Genomic DNA, 17,337 nt, shown 5'->3' with positions numbered 1-17,337 from the left:
AATTGGAATTCCCTTCATTTATTTTTCTTTAGGAGATGATTAATTTGAAACCTTTGGTTGTTGGAATTAGTGGATATTCTGGAGTAGGTAAGAGTACTATTATTTACGAGCTAAGTAAGATCTTAGGACCAAGTGTCATTTGTTTGTTTTTTGATGATTATGTATCCAGAAGTGACTTTCCAGTTAATATTAAAGATTGGATTCAAGATGGCGCCAATCCCAATGTAATTAAAACGCCAATTCTTAGAGAGCATTTAAAAGCATTAGTACAGGGACGAAGTGTTATAGCCCCGATTAGTAATGGCTGGGCCAAAGAACATTTAGATCGGGAGTCTATTAGAACAATTAATCCGGGGAAGATCATACTTCTAGAAGAGCCGTTTGGGAGAGAAAGAGAAGAGATTAAAGATCTTATTGATATTGTAATTTATTTAGATGTTCCACTTGAAATTGCGTTAGCAAGAAGAATACTTGATTTAAATAAATCACAAGAACTTAGGAATGATCCGATGGTTTTGATAAACCTTTTGGATCATTTTTTGATTGAATATCTATATAACGGGGTACGAGATATGTATTTTGAAATTGGAAACAAGATTAAAAATAATTGTGATACAGTAATTAATGCGACTCAAGAGCTAGCACAAATTATTGAAGATATTATGAATTATTTGAAGGACTATAAAGTATTTGATTGTATAATCAGGAAATAGTATGCGTTAGCTAATACTCTTATTAACATAAATATATTAAGGAGAGACTTTTATGAACCCACCAAAACATATCGTTTCGGCAGCTGCCATTGTAATAAATGGAAAAAATGAGTTATTACTAATTAAAGGACCAAGAAGAGGCTGGGAGATGCCTGGTGGTCAAGTAGAAGTAGGAGAATCCTTGACTCATGCTGCAATAAGAGAAACAAAAGAAGAATCAGGAATTGACATTGAAATTATCAAATTTTGTGGGATATTTCAGAACGTAGGAAATTCAATTTGTAATACTTTATTTTTAGCGAAGCCAATCGGAGGAGAATTAATACGATCATCAGAAAGCCTGGAATCAGGCTTCTTTCCAATTGATGAAGCACTTGATAAAGTTGATTGGAAAGATTTTAGACAAAGAATAGAATACTGTTTAAAACCTGAAATGCAACCTTTTTGTATTGAGTTTAATGATGAGAAGAATATTTGAGTAAAAGATTCTTTAGCTGCTAGAACTAGGTATAGGGAAATTTAACCGAGCAGTAGCAAATATGGTACTAATGGACATACCGATATTAGCCCATTAGTTACAGCTTTATTTGAACTGTTAAAAGATAATGGAGCGGTCGTTTTTTCATTTCCTCATCTACATCTGCCTATCGATCAGAATCCGTACAGCACTTAGAAAATCCTCCGGATTAAAAACGTGCCTATCTACATAAGAGACCATAATGGCGCCGCTGTATAGCATCCTTAGCTGTGAGGTTAACTCTTCAGGATTTTTAGCCCCTCCTTTTCGTATGATCTCTTCTACCTTCTTCCATTGATTTTGACGGCTTTCGACTGCTTTTTGGTGGCCGGGATGGTCTGAATCTGGAAACTCCACTACAACATTCATGAAGGGACATCCGCGGAAATCGAATTGATTCATCCGTTCGGCCAGACTGTCAATCAGCGAAAGAAGTTGCATTTTAGGAGAATCGGGATGGAGCTGCTCTGCCTCCTCCAACCGGTTCAAGCTCAGCTCTTCTCTTTGTTCCAAGTAATTTACGATCAGATCATCCTTGCTAGCGAAACTACGGTAAAAGCTCGCTTTCGCGACCCCGGATTCCTCAATGACCCGATCGATGCCGACAGCACGCACACCTTCCTTGTAAAATAACTCAGACGCCACTTGTAAAATACGTTCACGTGCTGATTGCTTATTTTTCACGGTATCACCCCGTCTTGAATTTTATGGTAAAATTTTGTTTGACATGAGACAGATCTGTCTGTATCATTGTGTAAAAAACGGTACAGATCTGTCTACCTCTATTTTAAAAAACAACCTGTCTGTTGTCAATCGGCCAGGGATGTAAAGAGAAGGAGTGCGATCCATCATGCCCGATGTAGTTAAATCTGTTGCCCTCGATCGGCAATCGGACAGCAAGACAACCAGTCGCTCTAGGTCGAGCTTAACGCTAACTGTCATGCTTCTCTGCACATTTATGACAGTTGCAAACATTTTTATCGTCAACGTGGGGACACCTACGATTCAGCTTGGTCTAGGCGCTAGCTTCTCAGACGTTCAGTTTATCATCACGGGCTATACCTTATCTTTTGCCGTCGCCCTAATTATTGGCGGTCGCCTTGGCGACAGATACGGGAGGAAAAAGATGCTGATAATCGGAGTAGTCGGCTTTACGATTACCTCGATGCTTTGCGGTTTGGCTACCAGCGTGGTCATTCTGACAGCTGCTCGAATCATTCAGGGACTAAGCGCCGCCTTGATCTCGCCGCAAGTATTATCGATCATACAAGTGAGCTATCCTCCTGAAAAGCGGGGGGCTATATTTGGATGGTATGGCGCTATACAAGGGTTGGCTTCAACAACTGGTCAAATTATTGGAGGGGTGCTGCTGGCGGCAAACCCTTGGGACTTGGGCTGGAGGACGATCTTCTTTTTCAGCATACCGGTCGGTTTATTGATCCTGTTCTTGGCACCGTCTATTTCGGAGTCAAATGCATCAGAGAAGACACGGTTCGATTGGGCGGGAGCTGCCCTCGCAGCAACTGGTCTCATGCTTCTGGTGTATCCGCTTGTGCAGGGCCAGAAGGAAGGGTGGCCGCCTATCCTTATCTCTTGCTTGATCTTGTCAGTCCCAGTACTGGCGGCATTCGTGTGGTTTGAAAAACGAGTCCTACGAAACAATCGCGTTCCTTTTGTGCAAGTGGAGCTATTCCGGCAACGTGTATTTTCGACCGGTATGCTCGTCGCCTTCTTGTTGATGTCTTCGCAAACAGCTTTCTTTCTCATTACGGCTTACCTATTTCAAATCGGTCTAGGTTTTACGGCATTGACAACAGGCTTCTTCATCTTGCCGATGGCACTTGGTTATTTCCTGGCATCGCTATTATCGTCCAGAACAGTCGGTAAGGTCGGTCCTTATGTGCTAACGATTGGTTCTGTTCTGACGGCAAGCGGTTATCTGCTTCTCGCCTTGTCTATCATGATATCTGGAATCTCGCCGACTATTGGCCAGTTGCTTCCCGCTATGGTCGTACTCGGTTTTGGTCAAGGCTTTATTGCTGCTCCTTTAACAAATATCGTTCTCGCTAAAATACGAAGAAGCGATGTTGGATCTGCGTCTGGTATCTTTGTGACGGGTTTCCAGATTGCTTCTGCGATCGGTATTTGTATAATTGGCATCCTATGGTTGAACGGGCTCAGCCATCAAGCCAATAGTAACGATATCCAGCTAGCTAACGCACACAACTATGCGGATACTTTCGTTTATTGCCTTTACTTGCTTGCTGCCTATACAGCCTTCCTTATTCCCCTTACGCTTGTCTTGGCTAAAAATATGCAATCACCTAAGATTGGTGCTGATGCTGTACCGAAGAAGTAAGGGACAAGAAAATGAAATTTCTTATAATATATCTTTCCGATATTTCCGATATTTCCAAAAACATATTAAAATACCAATAAAAATAACCGATAATATAAATGTATGGGGATAAAAGTAAAACATAAGAGAAAAAGGAGAGAGGTAAAATGACACAATCGCAAGTCGTCGAAAAAATATCAACCATTATTTCGGAAGAACTGGAACAAACAAAAAAGGTCAATCCCTTCTTTACTCAGTTCCCTGAAACAGCAAAAGCCGAAGATTTCAAATGGTGTATGCATCTGTACCATTTATCGAAACATTTTGGAGAGTTGCTTAAGCTGCGGTGGGAACGATTCCCTAACGTTGATCATGATGTATTTTCTACACACTACGAGGAAGAAAAAGATCATGCGGAAATGCTTCGTAAATGGATGCTTGATTTAGGATTGGAAGATCCAGAACAATCATACCCGAACTACGAAACCGAGAATTTTATCTCTTTACAATACCGGGCAGTAAGTTCCATGAGTGAAAATTTGTCCTTGTTACTCGTCAATAGTACCGCTGAAGGGTATGCTCACTCGATGTACCTTCATGCTTTTGATATTTTAAAAAGAGCCGGGTTCACAAATCTTGAATATTGGGAAGTGCACTGTGAAGCTGATGAGGAACATAGCGATGTGTATCATCTCATCAAAAATATGAATGATAAGGAACTTAAAGAAGCAGAACATCTTGTAAGATATACATGCTATTCACTAAACACGATGCTGGCATCTTGGTTCAATTAAACGAGGGAGAATAAGTTGATGACTTTCGAAAATAAATTCTTATATCATGTGGATCATGTTAATCATGTGTTATCTTGGCAAGTAAGGGGCGCGCTTACGGTAGACGAGGCTTTAAAAGCGAGTGATCTGGTTAAGCAAAGTCTGGCCTCGATGAAAGATGCAAGTTTACTAGTCGATAATCGTTTTATGATTAATAACGGCAGGGCTATTGTGTTTGCACCTGAGGTGAATACAATTTGGGAGCAATTGCAAGGTGAGATACTGCCGAAAGTATCCAAATGCGCGATTTTATGCAGTGGCGTTATTATGAAAATGCAAATGGATCGGATCGCACGTGCCTCCGGTATGATTGAAGTATTGAAAAGTTTTTGGAATGATAATAGCGATGCAATGAAGGCAGAAGCTTATCAATTTTTGGGAATTGATTCGAATAGCTTAATCGATAAAAATACGGTACAAATCTAATTAATACTTAAGGGGCTGTCCCAGGTGGTCATGAGAATGACAGGGGGACAGCCCTATTCGTTTTTGTTATGGCTAAAGGGATTAGAAAGAAAAAGTCGAAATAACAAACAGGAATATATAGGCTGAGCATTCGTGAATAGGAAAACAGTAATAAAAAGGAGTATAAGAAAGATGAGTGTTTTTAAGAAATTAAGAAATGATTATGTAATTTGGCATGCAAATCGTATTAAAATTCCAAAGTTTTTACCGAGCATTATAGTCAGAAAAAAAGTAGCTTTTTCTGGTAGGGTGCAAAAGGTAGGATTCCGTTTAGAAATATATTGTATTGCTCAAAGGATGAAATTAATTGGATGGGTAAAAAATTTAGAAGATGGAAGTGTGGAAGCAGATTTACAAGGAGAAGAGTCCTATATTGATTTCTTGGTCAATTGCATGCGGTCATTGAAACGAGCGTCCGTAAAGAAAATGACAATAATCGATCTGCCGATTAGAGAGGATGAAGATAGTTTTACAATAGTGGAATAAAATTCAGTCTTTGATAATTTGATATTAGAATTTTATCCGCAACAAAATAAAACAGGAAGGAGATGCTGATATGGGAAATATTTCTAGAGATAAAGTAGAATTACATAATTATTATTTTAGTGGTCTAGAAGCATCTCAGATTGGAGCACTTAAATCCGTTGTAGATTTTTATAAAATACCTGCCTCTTCGGCATGGATATACGGAATGACAGGAATGGCTTTTTTTAATAGTACATGATAAAGATTGTACGAAACCAAATGCAGGACCCCCAGAATCTCAATTATTTAAATTAGCTCGCAATATTGGTTTGAATATTGAAGGAATTCATACCTATGTAGAGAATGAACAGTTTAAAATCCTACAGGAAAAAGTGTGGAATATTGCAAGAGAGGCTATTGATAAAGGGTATCCTGTATTTGCTAAGAATATCGATATTGAAAACCAGACGTCAATTGTCTATGGATATGACTCTGTAGGTTATTACACACACTCGTGGCATAGTGGGGATGAACATGAAAACGCAAGCGATGTAATCCCATGGGAGAATCTAGGCCAATCATTATGTCCATGTGAGTATTGCAGAAGAAATAGAGAAGCACTCAATAAAAAAGTGGATACAAAGGGATTAATATCACTTCATTGGGCTACTCCAATCCCAATTGCAAATCATTTGGCAGCACTGAAAGATGCACTGGGGTTTGTGATTGAATTAAATGAACAAGGAGTTATTCATTGGTGTAAGGATAAGTATTTTGTAGGAAGGCAAGCTTACATAGAATGGATACGCGCTTTAGAACTCAACCAAATAGATAAATTCCACTTCAGTCTCACATTAGAACCATTAGCAGAGGCTAGAAGACATGCGCTTAACTTTTTAAATGAAATAAAAGACATAGCAAGCGGACAATTCCCATCACTAATTGATGAAGCTCTTGAAGTTTATAGTAACATTGCAGAGAGATATAATCTTTTATTGCAAAAATTTCCGTATGAACAGCCTCGTGAATTGATGATCGATACAGATAGAAATGAATGTATAAAGATAATGAAAGAATTAATACATTATGAGGATCATGGATATGAAATTATTAAAAGAATGTATAAGGAAATAGAAACAATTATTTGAGGTAATTTATTGAAGGCGAACGATTGTACGTAGATGTAAATAAAGGTAAAATATAACTACAATAACAACAAGAGAAAGTAGAAACCCACCCCAAGATTGAACGCCGAAGGTGGGTTTAAAAGTTCCTAACTGACCAAGGAGGGAAAATACCACCCAAGCCAATTGTACTGACCAAGTGTTAGAGCACTTGGTCTTTATTAAATATATAATAACATAAGTAAAAACAAGCATCAAAACAATATTGAAAAGATAGAAGTGGAAGATGAAAACAATTTAGAGAAGGTCTAAATGTCATATAACAACATATCTACACTGCTTGGGGGATTGCTGCGAAAGGGGCAAGAAATAAATGAAACCAATTTTTTTAACTGCGAATGGACTAAATCATCAGGAGGTAGTTAATGCCTTTAGTACAATGATTAGTCACTATTTAAATATGAATAAAGCAATAATTATAACAACTGCTGATAAAGAGTATAAAGAGAAAAATTATCATGCAGAAAATACATATAAGCTTCTATTCAGCATGGGATTTAAAGCAGTAGATTTTATAGATATAGAATTCGATGATCCTCAGAAATTGCGACAATATGACTTAATTTATATTAATGGAGGAAATCCATTTTACTTATTACATCATTTAAGAAATTCTAAGACCAATACAATATTAACTGAGCTAAGAGACAAGAGTATCATTGTAGGTCATAGTGCAGGAGCTGCAGTCCTTGGTACTTCTATAAAACATGCCATGATGCTTCATCCTGAGTGGAATGATATTAACATAGAGGATTTCACAGGTCTGAAATTGATAGATAAAGTTATTTTGCCCCATAGTAATCGATATCAAGAATTGGATGAAAGAGTAAAGGATCTAAATCCAATTTTACTCGAAGACAATAATTACATGATATTTTAGTCTTTTTTGAAAAAGTGGAGGGCGTCCAATGTTATATATTTTATTGCTATTAGTTGTATTAGGACTTATAAGTATAGACAATTTATTAAGGAGGAAGCTTAGAAATGACGAGAGAATTATTAATAGATTAGACCAAATATGGAACGAGATTCAAGACACTAGAAATCAAAAAAATTAAACAAAATCTATATAAATTGTGTGGTGATTCTTAGATGCATATTGGAATAGATTTTGATGATACGCTTATGAATACAAGAAATCTATGGTGAAATTATTGAACCAAATCCATGGGCAAGAATTTATATTTGATGATGTTAGCATTTATGGAGTTTCTGAGTTATATGGTTACGATTTTGAACAGTTCTACGCATTTTTTACTTCTAACCAATATGAATTAAACAATATTGCACCTGAAGGAAATTTGACAGAAATCTTAGATCAATTGAGTAGTAAATACAAGATGTCATTAATTACAGGACGACCAAACGAATGGATGAATTCGGCAGTGGATTGGATCACTAAGAATAATTTAGCAATAAGTAATCACTTTTGTGCTTCTGAGTATGCGGATGGTAAAGCAGGATGTGCGAAGAAATTAGGGATAACGGTATTTATCGAAGATCATCCTAAACATGCACTTGAAATTGCTGAAGAAGGTATCCAAGCATTATTAATCGATAAGCCTTACAATCAAGAATGTCGACATCCAAATATTATTAGGGTTAATGAGTGGGAAGAAATTGCTCGAAAATTAGTGATCTCATAAGAAGGTCGTAAGTTAATTAAAGTAGAGATGTAACTATGTGATCTTCGTCTGACCCTTACAGCCCTATTCATTTCGTAGAAGGGAGTGATCGAAATAATAAAGAGATTTATCCACGATGACCAAAAGAATAGTATGAAAGATAGTTTGATTTATTTTTATCTCATTTCATATTACTTATTGTCATTATTAAAACCAAATAATCAAAATTATCAAACCAAATTAATCAAGATAAAAGAACGTATTAGAGAACTAAAGACATTAAGATTACGTAATAGAATTAAGAATGTTTAACTCATTCAACCTTCTGTTCAATGAAATGAATACAATGGAGTGATTCAATTTATGGGATCTAGGATCATGCATTTGATTATTGGCAATAGAATTGCAGATGTATTGAATATCGAAGATCGGACTTCATTTTTACTTGGTAGCGTTGCTCCTGACGCTGTACAAACAAAGGATGAATCTCATTTCTTTAAGGGAGAACATCAGAATTATACAAGACACATTGACTATCATGGATTTCTAGACAAGTATAGAACGTATTCAGATAATTTATATGTGTTGGGTTATTATATACATTTAATTGCTGATGATCAGTGGTTGAAGGGCTTTTATTTGCCATGGTTGAGGAATCGTATGGAGGCAGACGCTGGAGTATATCCTCTGTATCATAATGATTTCAGATTACTAAATGGGAAACTATTAGAAGACTATGGTTGTACTGATGAGATGAGGAAAGCAATCAATGATACACCTGAAGTTATTGATCTGCAGGAGGTAAAGTCTAGTGATGTTGTAGAATTTATTCCCTATGTTCTCGGTGACATGAATTACGAGAAACATGTAATAGATGAACCACTTCATGTCTTTAGTTATATTCAGATTAAAGGCTATATCGAAACTTCGGTAAACTACATTATAAGAACTTTGAAAGAAGGAGAACTGTGGATAAATTAATCTCAATCTTACAAAATAATAAAATAGATTATGAGATAATCAAGCATAGCAAACAAATTCATTCTGCTCAGGAAGGTGCTGATTATTTTGGTATTCATATCGGCCAGACTGCTCCTACTTTGATTTTAAAAATTGAGAAGGGATATTACTCTTTGATTATCTCGGGTGATTATGGACGGGTAGATCTAGAATCGATTAAGAAATTATTAGAGGTTGAGCAGATTAAATTGGCCAAACCAATAGAAGTAGAACAAGTTACTGGCTGCAAGATTGGAAGTATACCATTGATTAATCAAGGTACACCAACCATATTTGATAGACAATTATTTCGATTTTCATATGTATATGGAGGGACTGGTGTACCGCAAACCACCCTGAAAATTCAACCAAAAGATTTAGAGAAACTAAATGATATAATAATGTATTTAAGGGAATAACTCGGGTTTTCAAGAAAAGATTCGTGGGCTTATTAATAAGAATGAGAGGATAGCAGAATGAAAAATATTTTTAGAGTCTTCTTATTAGTTTTATTATCATTATGTTTACTTAGTGCATGCGTAGACAATAAAAGTGAGGCCAAAAGTATCATTTTTGAAAATGCCAAAAACAACTTTACCCTTCAATTACCCCACAATTGGGATGGGAAATATGATGTAAACGAAACGGAAGATAAGATTACTTTTGTGAATAAAGCGAATAAGTCTAGCGGTGGAGTATTATTCGAAATTAGAATATGGACCAAAGAAAAGTGGAGTACCGAAGGTGAAGAATTAGCCAAAATAATACATCTATCCAAGATTGGAGAGAAGGGGGACATCGTTTTCTCGTTTAATACGCCAACAGATATCCAATATATATTGGAAGATGATAACAAGAAACAAGAATATCTTACGATGTCTAACGACATAGAGGCTATAAAAGCTAGTTTTAGCATTAAACAAGATTAATTTAGCAATGCGGTTAATAGAGGAGGGGAAATGTATAGAAAACAGGCATGAAGTTTTGTTTATGCAGTTGAATACATATCGGAGCGAGTTGCTGGAAACAGTTGCAGGTTTAACTCAGGCGGAGGCTGAACATATACCGCAAGGATTTAACAATAACATTCGGTGGAATCTGGGTCATATTTATATTGATCAGTATTTATGGATCCGGGTACTCACGAAAGAAGAAATGCCTTTCCCATCGACATATATGGATTGGTTCGGTTATGGTACAGACCCTTCAAGGTTTACTTCTGAAACACCGACATTATCCGAGCTCATATCGATATTGCAGCAGCAGCCGCTTATCATACAAGAGAAGTATCAGGATCGTATGGATGAAGAGTATGATCAGACCGAAATGGGAATGCATACAATTGAGCAGGTGCTCGTTAGAACTATTTTCCATGAAGGATTGCATATTGGTGCGATTCAGGCTATTAAGAAGCAATTAGTCAGTGCTTTATAAAGCATATACCGAACAATCGTTCTTCATTTTGTTGGTATATCATGGTAGAATAGTACCAGACAATTGAATCTTGGGTGGGCATGGTTTCCTTCGAAAGGAGGTGAGCCATGGAAGTAAAAGATGCAATAACAATAATGTTCCTTTTCGGGATGTTCATTCTTGCACTTTTAACCTACATTAATAATAACAACAAGAAAAAGTAAAAACCCACCCTATGATTTGCGCCACAGGTGGGTTCTGCTTCTTAAAGACTTAGAAGGAAGATCCATCCAAGCCAATTGTTCAGCCGGGTGTTACAGCACTCGGCTTCTTTTAACAATATGATAACACAATTGGAAAAAGAAGTGAACTATAGACCAATCAAAACACATAAAGGATATGATAAATAATGAATACTGTGTATATTATCTCGGGACCAGCAGGTGTCGGGAAATCAACTACATCTAAGAAGCTTGTTAAAAATCTAACTAGAAGTTCTTATATCTCAGGTGATACAGTGAGCCACATTCCTGTTATGGGACGAGGCAAACCGTGGCTTGATAAAGATACGAATGATTTAACCTGGAAGAATATTAGGAGCATTACGGAAAACTTGCTGGACTATGAGTATGATGTAGTCATTGATTATGTTACCTTCCCAAGAGAGGCCCATTGGCTAAAAGAGCAATTAATGAATAGACAAAACATAAAGATCGTCTACGTAGTGCTATTGGTCGATCAAGATACTATTCAGTACAGAGATCAATTAAGACAACCAGAAGTGCGAATGGGAGAGCGAAGTCTTATCCTACTTTCGGAATTTGAGAATGATACAGAATTAGCAGAAAGCAACAAACTTTATACGCAATCATATTCAGTCGAACAATTAGATGAAATTATAGCTACAATACTAGAAGACGATAAATTTATCCTTAGATAAATCATTTTCTAGCATACATGACAACAAAATTGTAGTACTTATACATACAATCAACATCTGAAAATCCAGCATCCTTTAGCCATTTCAATTGTAGTTCCAAAGTAGTCATTTTATCGAGCTTTGTTCTCTCACGTGCGGCTGTGATCTCATTGCGATCTAACCCACTATGCTCGATGTAATTTTCCCAGTCTGATTTGTAGAGAGAATCTAGAAAATCGGTATTTCCAAGTACTTGATCAGCATTGATAAAAATACTGTTATTATTCATGATAGAATAAACCTTGTGATAAAGATCCTTCTTTTCGGAATCTGTTAAGTGATGAATAGAAAGAGAGGATATGACTAAATCATACCTTTCTTGATATTCATACTTGGTGTAATCACTAACGATGTATTTGATATCATCATGATTGTGAAATCTCTTTTTGGCTATTTCGAGCATACCTTCAGATAAATCAATTAGCGTTAATTGTGCTTTGGGATACTTGTTAAGTATGTAACTTGAAAAAAGTCCTGTTCCTGCTCCTAAATCTATCACTTTTGGACAGTCATTCTCTAACTCGGCTAAGGCAGTAGCGATTGTATAAAAATCTTTGAAGCAAGGTATGAGTTTCTCTCTTTGTTTATCATAAACTTGGGCTACATCATTAAATTGCTTCTTTACATCATGTCGAACATTTTCCATATATATCACTCTCCAATCCTCATCTTTTTAATTCCATGTTATATTAAGGATAAGTCGAAAATCCAATACTTGGAATTGATAATACTGATAGGTAAAGACTATAAGTAAATGATTTTTCATTAAAAATAACAATATGCGTGAGATAGAATAACTGCAAAAAAGGAGATCTTGATGGATTGTGTTGAGGGATCTCAATAGGAATACGAGCAATATGGACAAGGATAATAAAAACATATAAAACCATAACACATATGAAACAAAGCACATGGGAGTAAACGTTTATTAAAGTATTTTTCCTTGACGACATATACTTCTTATAACAATGCATAATCGCCAAAGGGATGATCTTAAAAAAATAATAGAGAGGGTGTTTTCCATGGAACTTCAAGAAATCAAGCAACGATTAACTGAAACAAGAAATGAATTACTCGGAGTACTGAATGAATTGAGTGAAGAGCAATTAAAGAATCAGAAAGACTCAAACAGCTGGACTATAAGTCAGATCTGTCAACACCTATGTAAGACTGAGGAATTATATGTTGTAGCGATAAGCAGAGGATTAAAGAGTAATGAAGATTCATTCATCGAAAATAAGCCATTAGAATTTCTTCTTGATAGAAGCAATAAACTAGAAGCTCCTGATATTGCTAAACCAACGGGTGAATTTTGGGGATATGAAGAAATTATCGAAAAACTAAGCCAATCCAGACAGAGATTATTTGAACTTTTAAATACGTTAGACGACCCATCCGTGCTGAGTAGAAGACATTTTAAACATCCTGTCTTTAAAGAAATGTTGTTAATTGAATGGGTTAGGTCACTGTACTTGCATGAACAAAGACATATTAAACAAATTAATGAAATTAAAGATGGATTTAAGTATTAAGTCGAATATGCGATCAGATTTGTTTTCGTGAGAGTTGCACGATCTCGGCTACCAGGACTATTGAGCATATGCCATGCTGTGTACTGTTCGGCATAAGGATTCACAGCCGATATGCAATCAACAGGGATGATAATATCGTATCCCCGGAAAGCAGCGCTAACAGCTGTATGTAAGACAGCACCATTGGCAGCATATCCAGTAACAATTACGGTATGAATTCCATATTTTTGTAATATTTCTTCTAAATTTGTTTGATAGAACTTATCAACGTTCGATTTTACAAGAGGCTCTCCTGGTAAGGGGGCTAACTGCCAAGCAATATCGGAAGGGCTTCCCGTATGCGTAAGGCTATAGACAACAAGCATGCCCATTTCGCGGGCTATATTCAATAGATAATGAATCCTAGAGATGGAGGCTATACAGCGTTGATTTTTGCATATTGTGGTCTCCATGTCCAAAACTAGCAGTGCAGTAGTTTTCGTGTCGACACATACAGGTTGCAGCTCAGGTGCAGGAGGAGTGGGTATGGTATTCCATTCATCGATGATTGTCTGATCCTGGCAGTAATATTCATAACACACTCCGCAAGTGGGACATCGATATATCATCATAATCCTCCAATAGGTATTTATTCTATAACTATATTATGTACCCATATAGAAAAGGTGAAATATCCATTTCGAATATCCTCGATATGATCCTTTAATTCTCGTATTCATTGATCCACTGCTGACGTTCAATCTGCGGATGGAGCAAACAAATCAACCTTCGGGTGGACTTCAATTCTTCCGACATCGACTAAACTGATCATGTACCTGGAAAAAAGGAAGAGGAGAGGAAGCAACATGACCAGTTATCTCATCATTGTGGCTATTGTCATTTTGTTGTCTTTAAGGGAGAAAGAAATTCGTCCGTCCCGATTATGGATTACACCAGCGCTGTTTGTTTATTTAGCCATTTCCAGCATGAAACAGATCGATTTGACGCTGGGTAGTCTTCTGCTTTATTTGATCTGCGTGGTTGTCGGGCTTGCGATTGGCGTATGGAGAGGCAAGCTGGAGAAAGTGCGAATCAACCCAGCTACAGGCAAAGCGACTTCACAAGGCTCTGTTGCCGGTGTTGTCATATTCCTTGTTGTCATGCTGCTGCGCTTGCTTGTGGGTAGTTGGGGGGCGCACCATACTTTGCTTTCATTAAGCACGGCATTGTTGTTCATCCCGCTCGGAAGCGTCATCGCCCGCCGTTATATCATTTACTTGAAATACAAGCAACTGGCGATAGGCAAAGCCCGCAATATAAGTTGAACGAAAGAACCATCGATGAAATAGATTGAAAGCATTTTATATAGGTATATGATGTGCCAGTTGTTATAATAGGAACAACAATATTAAGGCAAGAGGATTGTATATGCAGATCAAATGGCAGCCTACAGCGTTATGGCAATATATGCTCGATCATGTTCGAACCATTATTTTAAGCTTTATTTTGCTGTATATTTTCGTTGGGACGGGCAAAGCAGCTACGTACCTAGAATGGGTGGTGGGGCTGCTTGTTGGCTGCGTTTATTTTGCTCTACTGTGGCTACCCGGATGGCTGAGGGTTACCCGAACTCGCAGTGCTGCAGTTATCGGAACATGGATGTTGACGGCGTTTTATTGGGTGATGTTCGATGCGGAGAGGATAGCTGTCGCGCTTGTCTTTTACCTTGTAGGTTATACGGTGCTGTGGCTACCGATCCAACTGTCCGTCTTGTTGACAGGCGCGATGATCGCAGCGGATGCGGCTATTTTCTTCATGCTCAAAGGACAACTGGACATTATTCTCGTTTATACGATTGCGCATGCGAGCACCTACGTATTGTTCTGGGGAGTGAGAGTGAAGAGGGAAGCGACCGAAGCGAGCAAACGGCACTACCAACAATTGCGGGAAGTACATGCCGAATTGGAGCAAGCCTACAAAGAACTCCAACAGACACACAGGGAATTGGAGGAAGCGACCGTTCGCTTGCTGCGATTTGCCGTTCTGGAAGAAAGAAGCCGAATTTCCCGCGATCTCCATGATAGCATCGGACATGGGTTAACTTCCGTCATCGTTCAGCTTCAGGCGTTGCCTTATATCATGAAGATGGATGCTGGGGAAGCGGACATCTCGCTGAAAACCGCTCTCGAAGTAGCTCGTCGCTGCTTGCAGGACGTACGTACGGTCGTTCACCAGATGGCAGTTGACGAAGAGGGGCTCGGCTTGGTGGCTTTGCAGAGTTTAGTGAAGCAAGCTCGAGAGCAGGGAGACTTGGACATTGCGCTCACAGTTGATGGATCATTCAGCAAGTGGAGTTCAGAAATTTACGAATCGTTATACCGGATTCTTCAGGAGGCTCTCACCAACGTCTTCCGTCATGCTAATGCTTCTCGCGTTGATGTTGAGGTCTCGGAAAGTGATGGAGAACTAACAATGACGGTGACTGACGACGGAATATGGACCGATAGCAATCCAATTTTTCCAGGTTTCGGATTGTCGAGCATGAAGGCGAGAAGCGAGAGAGTAGACGGAGTTTTACGGATTGAGCCAGTAGACCCACATGGCTTGAGGCTTGTAGTGAAGATACCGCTGCATGTTAAGGATGGATTAACGGAAGGTGAAGGAAAATGACTGCGCATTCGATTCGAGTCATCATCGTGGACGATCAGCATTTAGTCCGGCATGGTTTGCGGTTTATAATAAACGCTCAGGAGGACATGGAGGTCGTTGGGGAAGCAGCTGGCGGGCATGAGGCTGTCCGGTTGGCTAATCGCGTCTGTCCCGATGTCGTGCTGATGGACGTTCAAATGCCGGAGGGCGGGGGCATTGCCGCAACCCGCAACATAATAGCTGCTCAACCGGATTGCAAAGTCATTATTCTGACCACATTCGATCAGGAAGATTATGTGTACGAGGGTATTCGTTCAGGAGCGGTAGGTTACTTACTCAAGGACGCAAAGCCAGAAGAACTCGTTGATGCCGTCCGAGCTGCTTGGAAGGGAGAAGCGATTTTCCGTACTGCGGTCGCCGCCAAAGTGATCGGTCATGTCATCCGGTCGTCCCAAGTGCTGCAGCAGGCAACGGAGTTGACTTCCGCCGCACAGCAGTTCGAACAATTTACGGTTCGGGAGCTGGAGGTTTTGCAGCAGATGGCGTACGGTTTGCGCAACGAAGAAATTGCAGGCAAGCTTTATATTGGCGAAAGTACGGTCAAGACACATGTTCATCGCATCCTTCAGAAGCTCGGCGTCGAAGACCGCACGCAGGCAGTCGTAATTGCAATCCGCAATCGTATTGTAAAATAACCGTTACATCGTTATTCATTATTAGAAGAAAAATGGAGACTAGAAAATGAAGGAAACCAGAATCTTTAAGCAAACGGACCAATGCGACATTCAAGCAGATGTTTATTATCAGGGAGCGGGTTCGCCAGTAATTATCTATATCCATGGAGGAGCGCTGATTTTTGGCACTAGAACATGGTTATCGGCTGAGCAAATTGCGTATTTTACGAGTGCTGGATTTAGTTTAGTGAATATCGATTACCGATTAGCGCCGGAAACCAATTTTGAGGAAATTATTGAAGATATACGGGATGTCATTGAATGGGTAAGGACGAAGGCAATTGAGTGGTATGATTTTGACATTCATAATATGGCAGTAATGGGTGGCTCAGCAGGTGGGTACCTTAGTTTGTTAACGGGAACAATGGAAATCAAGCCGAAAGCGATTGTCTCATTTTACGGGTATGGTGACTTATTGGGTGATTGGTATACTGAGCCAAGTGAGTTCTATTGCAAGAAGCCAATGATTAAAAGAAGTGAAGCGCTAGAGGCGATCGACCATAAAGAAGTGACGAATGGTGATTGGAAACGATTTATTTACTACCTTTATTGCCGACAACAGGGTATTTGGGTTCAAGAGGTAACTGGATTGGATCCGAAGGATGACTATGAAAAATTATTAAAATATTGTCCGATCCATAATATTACCGAGAACTACCCGCCAACATTACTACTTCACGGGGATCAAGACACCGATGTCCCATATGAGCAGTCTGTACTTATGTATGAGAAGCTTCAAGAAATCGGCGTATCTTCTGAATTGATTACTATTAAAGGTGCTGACCACGTTTTCGATCAAAAATTCAAAGACGATGCAGTTCAAGAGGCTTTTAAGAAGGTTGTTGATTTTCTAAGAACTCATTTGAGTAGTTAAATTATACTTGAACCATCTTGGGAAGAATAGTTTAGGGA

General features: G+C 38.5%; 24 protein-coding genes. 21 read left to right on the top strand and 3 right to left on the bottom strand.

What is annotated here, in order from left to right; genetic code table 11:
* Window positions 1-44: 44 nt before the first annotated feature.
* Together E0485_RS05480 and E0485_RS05475 are read left to right on the top strand one after the other, a co-directional pair.
* Window positions 45-713 carry a nucleoside/nucleotide kinase family protein gene (locus E0485_RS05480; protein ID WP_165921084.1) on the top strand — a complete coding sequence of 223 codons (669 nt, stop codon included), beginning with the start codon at window positions 45-47 and terminating at the stop codon, window positions 711-713.
* A gap of 52 nt (window positions 714-765) precedes the next feature.
* On the top strand, window positions 766-1,191 hold the full coding sequence (locus E0485_RS05475) for an NUDIX hydrolase (RefSeq protein ID WP_132416973.1): 426 nt from the start codon (window positions 766-768) through the stop codon (window positions 1,189-1,191).
* Window positions 1,192-1,347: 156 nt separating this feature from the next.
* On the opposite strand, the gene E0485_RS05470 is transcribed toward E0485_RS05475, so the two are convergent.
* Window positions 1,348-1,914: a TetR/AcrR family transcriptional regulator gene (locus E0485_RS05470; protein ID WP_132416972.1), complete on the bottom strand. Its 567-nt coding sequence runs from the start codon at window positions 1,912-1,914 to the stop codon at window positions 1,348-1,350.
* A gap of 166 nt (window positions 1,915-2,080) precedes the next feature.
* Here E0485_RS05470 and E0485_RS05465 point away from each other — a divergent pair, with 166 nt between their 5' ends.
* The 14 genes from E0485_RS05465 (at window position 2,081) to E0485_RS05410 (ending at window position 11,492) form a co-directional block, all read left to right on the top strand.
* On the top strand, window positions 2,081-3,589 hold the full coding sequence (locus E0485_RS05465; RefSeq protein WP_132416971.1) for an MFS transporter: 1,509 nt from the start codon (window positions 2,081-2,083) through the stop codon (window positions 3,587-3,589).
* A 146-nt stretch (window positions 3,590-3,735) separates the two neighbouring features.
* Window positions 3,736-4,362, top strand: coding sequence for an iron-containing redox enzyme family protein (locus E0485_RS05460; protein ID WP_132416970.1), 627 nt, complete (start codon window positions 3,736-3,738; stop codon window positions 4,360-4,362).
* 18 nt (window positions 4,363-4,380) lie between these two features.
* Window positions 4,381-4,827, top strand: coding sequence for a hypothetical protein (locus tag E0485_RS05455; RefSeq protein WP_132416969.1), 447 nt, complete (start codon window positions 4,381-4,383; stop codon window positions 4,825-4,827).
* A gap of 171 nt (window positions 4,828-4,998) precedes the next feature.
* Window positions 4,999-5,352, top strand: a complete 354-nt coding sequence (locus tag E0485_RS05450; RefSeq protein WP_132416968.1) for an acylphosphatase — start codon at window positions 4,999-5,001, stop codon at window positions 5,350-5,352.
* A gap of 70 nt (window positions 5,353-5,422) precedes the next feature.
* Entirely contained in the window at window positions 5,423-5,590 is a 168-nt protein-coding gene (locus E0485_RS25010; protein WP_165921083.1) for a hypothetical protein, read from the top strand.
* Between the two features lie 70 nt (window positions 5,591-5,660).
* Window positions 5,661-6,479: a hypothetical protein gene (locus tag E0485_RS05445; RefSeq protein ID WP_132416967.1), complete on the top strand. Its 819-nt coding sequence runs from the start codon at window positions 5,661-5,663 to the stop codon at window positions 6,477-6,479.
* 349 nt (window positions 6,480-6,828) lie between these two features.
* On the top strand, window positions 6,829-7,395 hold the full coding sequence (locus E0485_RS05440) for a Type 1 glutamine amidotransferase-like domain-containing protein (RefSeq protein WP_132416966.1): 567 nt from the start codon (window positions 6,829-6,831) through the stop codon (window positions 7,393-7,395).
* Window positions 7,396-7,669: 274 nt separating this feature from the next.
* Entirely contained in the window at window positions 7,670-8,161 is a 492-nt protein-coding gene (locus E0485_RS05435) for an NIF family HAD-type phosphatase (protein ID WP_165921082.1), read from the top strand.
* A gap of 342 nt (window positions 8,162-8,503) precedes the next feature.
* Window positions 8,504-9,121, top strand: a complete 618-nt coding sequence (locus tag E0485_RS05430; RefSeq protein ID WP_132416964.1) for a zinc dependent phospholipase C family protein — start codon at window positions 8,504-8,506, stop codon at window positions 9,119-9,121.
* Window positions 9,109-9,558, top strand: coding sequence for an aminoacyl-tRNA deacylase (locus E0485_RS05425; RefSeq protein ID WP_132416963.1), 450 nt, complete (start codon window positions 9,109-9,111; stop codon window positions 9,556-9,558). Before E0485_RS05430 ends, E0485_RS05425 begins: the two co-directional genes overlap by 13 nt.
* Window positions 9,559-9,615: 57 nt before the next feature.
* On the top strand, window positions 9,616-10,068 hold the full coding sequence (locus E0485_RS05420; protein WP_132416962.1) for a methyltransferase: 453 nt from the start codon (window positions 9,616-9,618) through the stop codon (window positions 10,066-10,068).
* Window positions 10,069-10,102: 34 nt separating this feature from the next.
* Window positions 10,103-10,573, top strand: coding sequence for a DinB family protein (locus tag E0485_RS05415; protein ID WP_132417152.1), 471 nt, complete (start codon window positions 10,103-10,105; stop codon window positions 10,571-10,573).
* A gap of 107 nt (window positions 10,574-10,680) precedes the next feature.
* Complete coding sequence (gene comI, locus E0485_RS25450) at window positions 10,681-10,776, top strand: competence inhibitor ComI (RefSeq protein ID WP_018758025.1); 96 nt, start codon at window positions 10,681-10,683, stop codon at window positions 10,774-10,776.
* A gap of 185 nt (window positions 10,777-10,961) precedes the next feature.
* Window positions 10,962-11,492 (top strand): AAA family ATPase, encoded by a 531-nt coding sequence (locus tag E0485_RS05410; RefSeq protein ID WP_132416961.1) that lies wholly within the window; start codon window positions 10,962-10,964, stop codon window positions 11,490-11,492.
* A 1-nt stretch (window position 11,493) separates the two neighbouring features.
* Here E0485_RS05410 and E0485_RS05405 read toward each other — a convergent pair whose 3' ends face one another.
* Window positions 11,494-12,177, bottom strand: a complete 684-nt coding sequence (locus E0485_RS05405) for a class I SAM-dependent methyltransferase (RefSeq protein WP_132416960.1) — start codon at window positions 12,175-12,177, stop codon at window positions 11,494-11,496.
* A 376-nt stretch (window positions 12,178-12,553) separates the two neighbouring features.
* Here E0485_RS05405 and E0485_RS05400 point away from each other — a divergent pair, with 376 nt between their 5' ends.
* Window positions 12,554-13,063, top strand: a complete 510-nt coding sequence (locus E0485_RS05400) for a DinB family protein (protein WP_132416959.1) — start codon at window positions 12,554-12,556, stop codon at window positions 13,061-13,063.
* On the opposite strand, the gene E0485_RS05395 is transcribed toward E0485_RS05400, so the two are convergent.
* Complete coding sequence (locus tag E0485_RS05395; protein ID WP_235857438.1) at window positions 13,060-13,674, bottom strand: cysteine hydrolase; 615 nt, start codon at window positions 13,672-13,674, stop codon at window positions 13,060-13,062. The genes E0485_RS05400 and E0485_RS05395 overlap by 4 nt on opposite strands.
* 234 nt (window positions 13,675-13,908) lie before the next feature.
* Here E0485_RS05395 and E0485_RS05390 point away from each other — a divergent pair, with 234 nt between their 5' ends.
* The 4 genes from E0485_RS05390 (at window position 13,909) to E0485_RS05375 (ending at window position 17,299) form a co-directional block, all read left to right on the top strand.
* Window positions 13,909-14,367: a hypothetical protein gene (locus E0485_RS05390; protein ID WP_132416958.1), complete on the top strand. Its 459-nt coding sequence runs from the start codon at window positions 13,909-13,911 to the stop codon at window positions 14,365-14,367.
* 103 nt (window positions 14,368-14,470) lie between these two features.
* Entirely contained in the window at window positions 14,471-15,712 is a 1,242-nt protein-coding gene (locus E0485_RS05385; protein ID WP_132416957.1) for a sensor histidine kinase, read from the top strand.
* Window positions 15,709-16,386, top strand: coding sequence for a response regulator (locus E0485_RS05380; protein ID WP_132416956.1), 678 nt, complete (start codon window positions 15,709-15,711; stop codon window positions 16,384-16,386). Before E0485_RS05385 ends, E0485_RS05380 begins: the two co-directional genes overlap by 4 nt.
* A 46-nt stretch (window positions 16,387-16,432) precedes the next feature.
* Window positions 16,433-17,299, top strand: a complete 867-nt coding sequence (locus E0485_RS05375; RefSeq protein WP_132416955.1) for an alpha/beta hydrolase — start codon at window positions 16,433-16,435, stop codon at window positions 17,297-17,299.
* Window positions 17,300-17,337 lie beyond the last annotated feature (38 nt).

The sequence above is a fragment of the Paenibacillus albiflavus genome (assembly GCF_004344915.1).
GTDB classification, from domain to species: domain Bacteria; phylum Bacillota; class Bacilli; order Paenibacillales; family NBRC-103111; genus Paenibacillus_AM; species Paenibacillus_AM albiflavus.
This window is presented reverse-complemented; position numbering and strand designations above follow the sequence as displayed.

Coding starts and splice junctions, on each gene's coding strand:
- E0485_RS05420 (WP_132416962.1), top strand. CDS start 9,616: ATGAAAAATATTTTTAGAGTCTTCTTATTAGTTTTATTATCATTATGT.
- E0485_RS05405 (WP_132416960.1), bottom strand. CDS start 12,177: ATGGAAAATGTTCGACATGATGTAAAGAAGCAATTTAATGATGTAGCC.
- E0485_RS05450 (WP_132416968.1), top strand. CDS start 4,999: ATGAGTGTTTTTAAGAAATTAAGAAATGATTATGTAATTTGGCATGCA.
- E0485_RS05390 (WP_132416958.1), top strand. CDS start 13,909: ATGACCAGTTATCTCATCATTGTGGCTATTGTCATTTTGTTGTCTTTA.
- E0485_RS05475 (WP_132416973.1), top strand. CDS start 766: ATGAACCCACCAAAACATATCGTTTCGGCAGCTGCCATTGTAATAAAT.
- E0485_RS05395 (WP_235857438.1), bottom strand. CDS start 13,674: ATGATGATATATCGATGTCCCACTTGCGGAGTGTGTTATGAATATTAC.
- E0485_RS05375 (WP_132416955.1), top strand. CDS start 16,433: ATGAAGGAAACCAGAATCTTTAAGCAAACGGACCAATGCGACATTCAA.
- E0485_RS05460 (WP_132416970.1), top strand. CDS start 3,736: ATGACACAATCGCAAGTCGTCGAAAAAATATCAACCATTATTTCGGAA.
- E0485_RS25010 (WP_165921083.1), top strand. CDS start 5,423: ATGGGAAATATTTCTAGAGATAAAGTAGAATTACATAATTATTATTTT.
- E0485_RS05465 (WP_132416971.1), top strand. CDS start 2,081: ATGCCCGATGTAGTTAAATCTGTTGCCCTCGATCGGCAATCGGACAGC.
- E0485_RS05455 (WP_132416969.1), top strand. CDS start 4,381: ATGACTTTCGAAAATAAATTCTTATATCATGTGGATCATGTTAATCAT.
- E0485_RS05410 (WP_132416961.1), top strand. CDS start 10,962: ATGAATACTGTGTATATTATCTCGGGACCAGCAGGTGTCGGGAAATCA.
- E0485_RS05430 (WP_132416964.1), top strand. CDS start 8,504: ATGGGATCTAGGATCATGCATTTGATTATTGGCAATAGAATTGCAGAT.
- E0485_RS05385 (WP_132416957.1), top strand. CDS start 14,471: ATGCAGATCAAATGGCAGCCTACAGCGTTATGGCAATATATGCTCGAT.
- E0485_RS05400 (WP_132416959.1), top strand. CDS start 12,554: ATGGAACTTCAAGAAATCAAGCAACGATTAACTGAAACAAGAAATGAA.
- comI (WP_018758025.1), top strand. CDS start 10,681: ATGGAAGTAAAAGATGCAATAACAATAATGTTCCTTTTCGGGATGTTC.
- E0485_RS05440 (WP_132416966.1), top strand. CDS start 6,829: ATGAAACCAATTTTTTTAACTGCGAATGGACTAAATCATCAGGAGGTA.
- E0485_RS05380 (WP_132416956.1), top strand. CDS start 15,709: ATGACTGCGCATTCGATTCGAGTCATCATCGTGGACGATCAGCATTTA.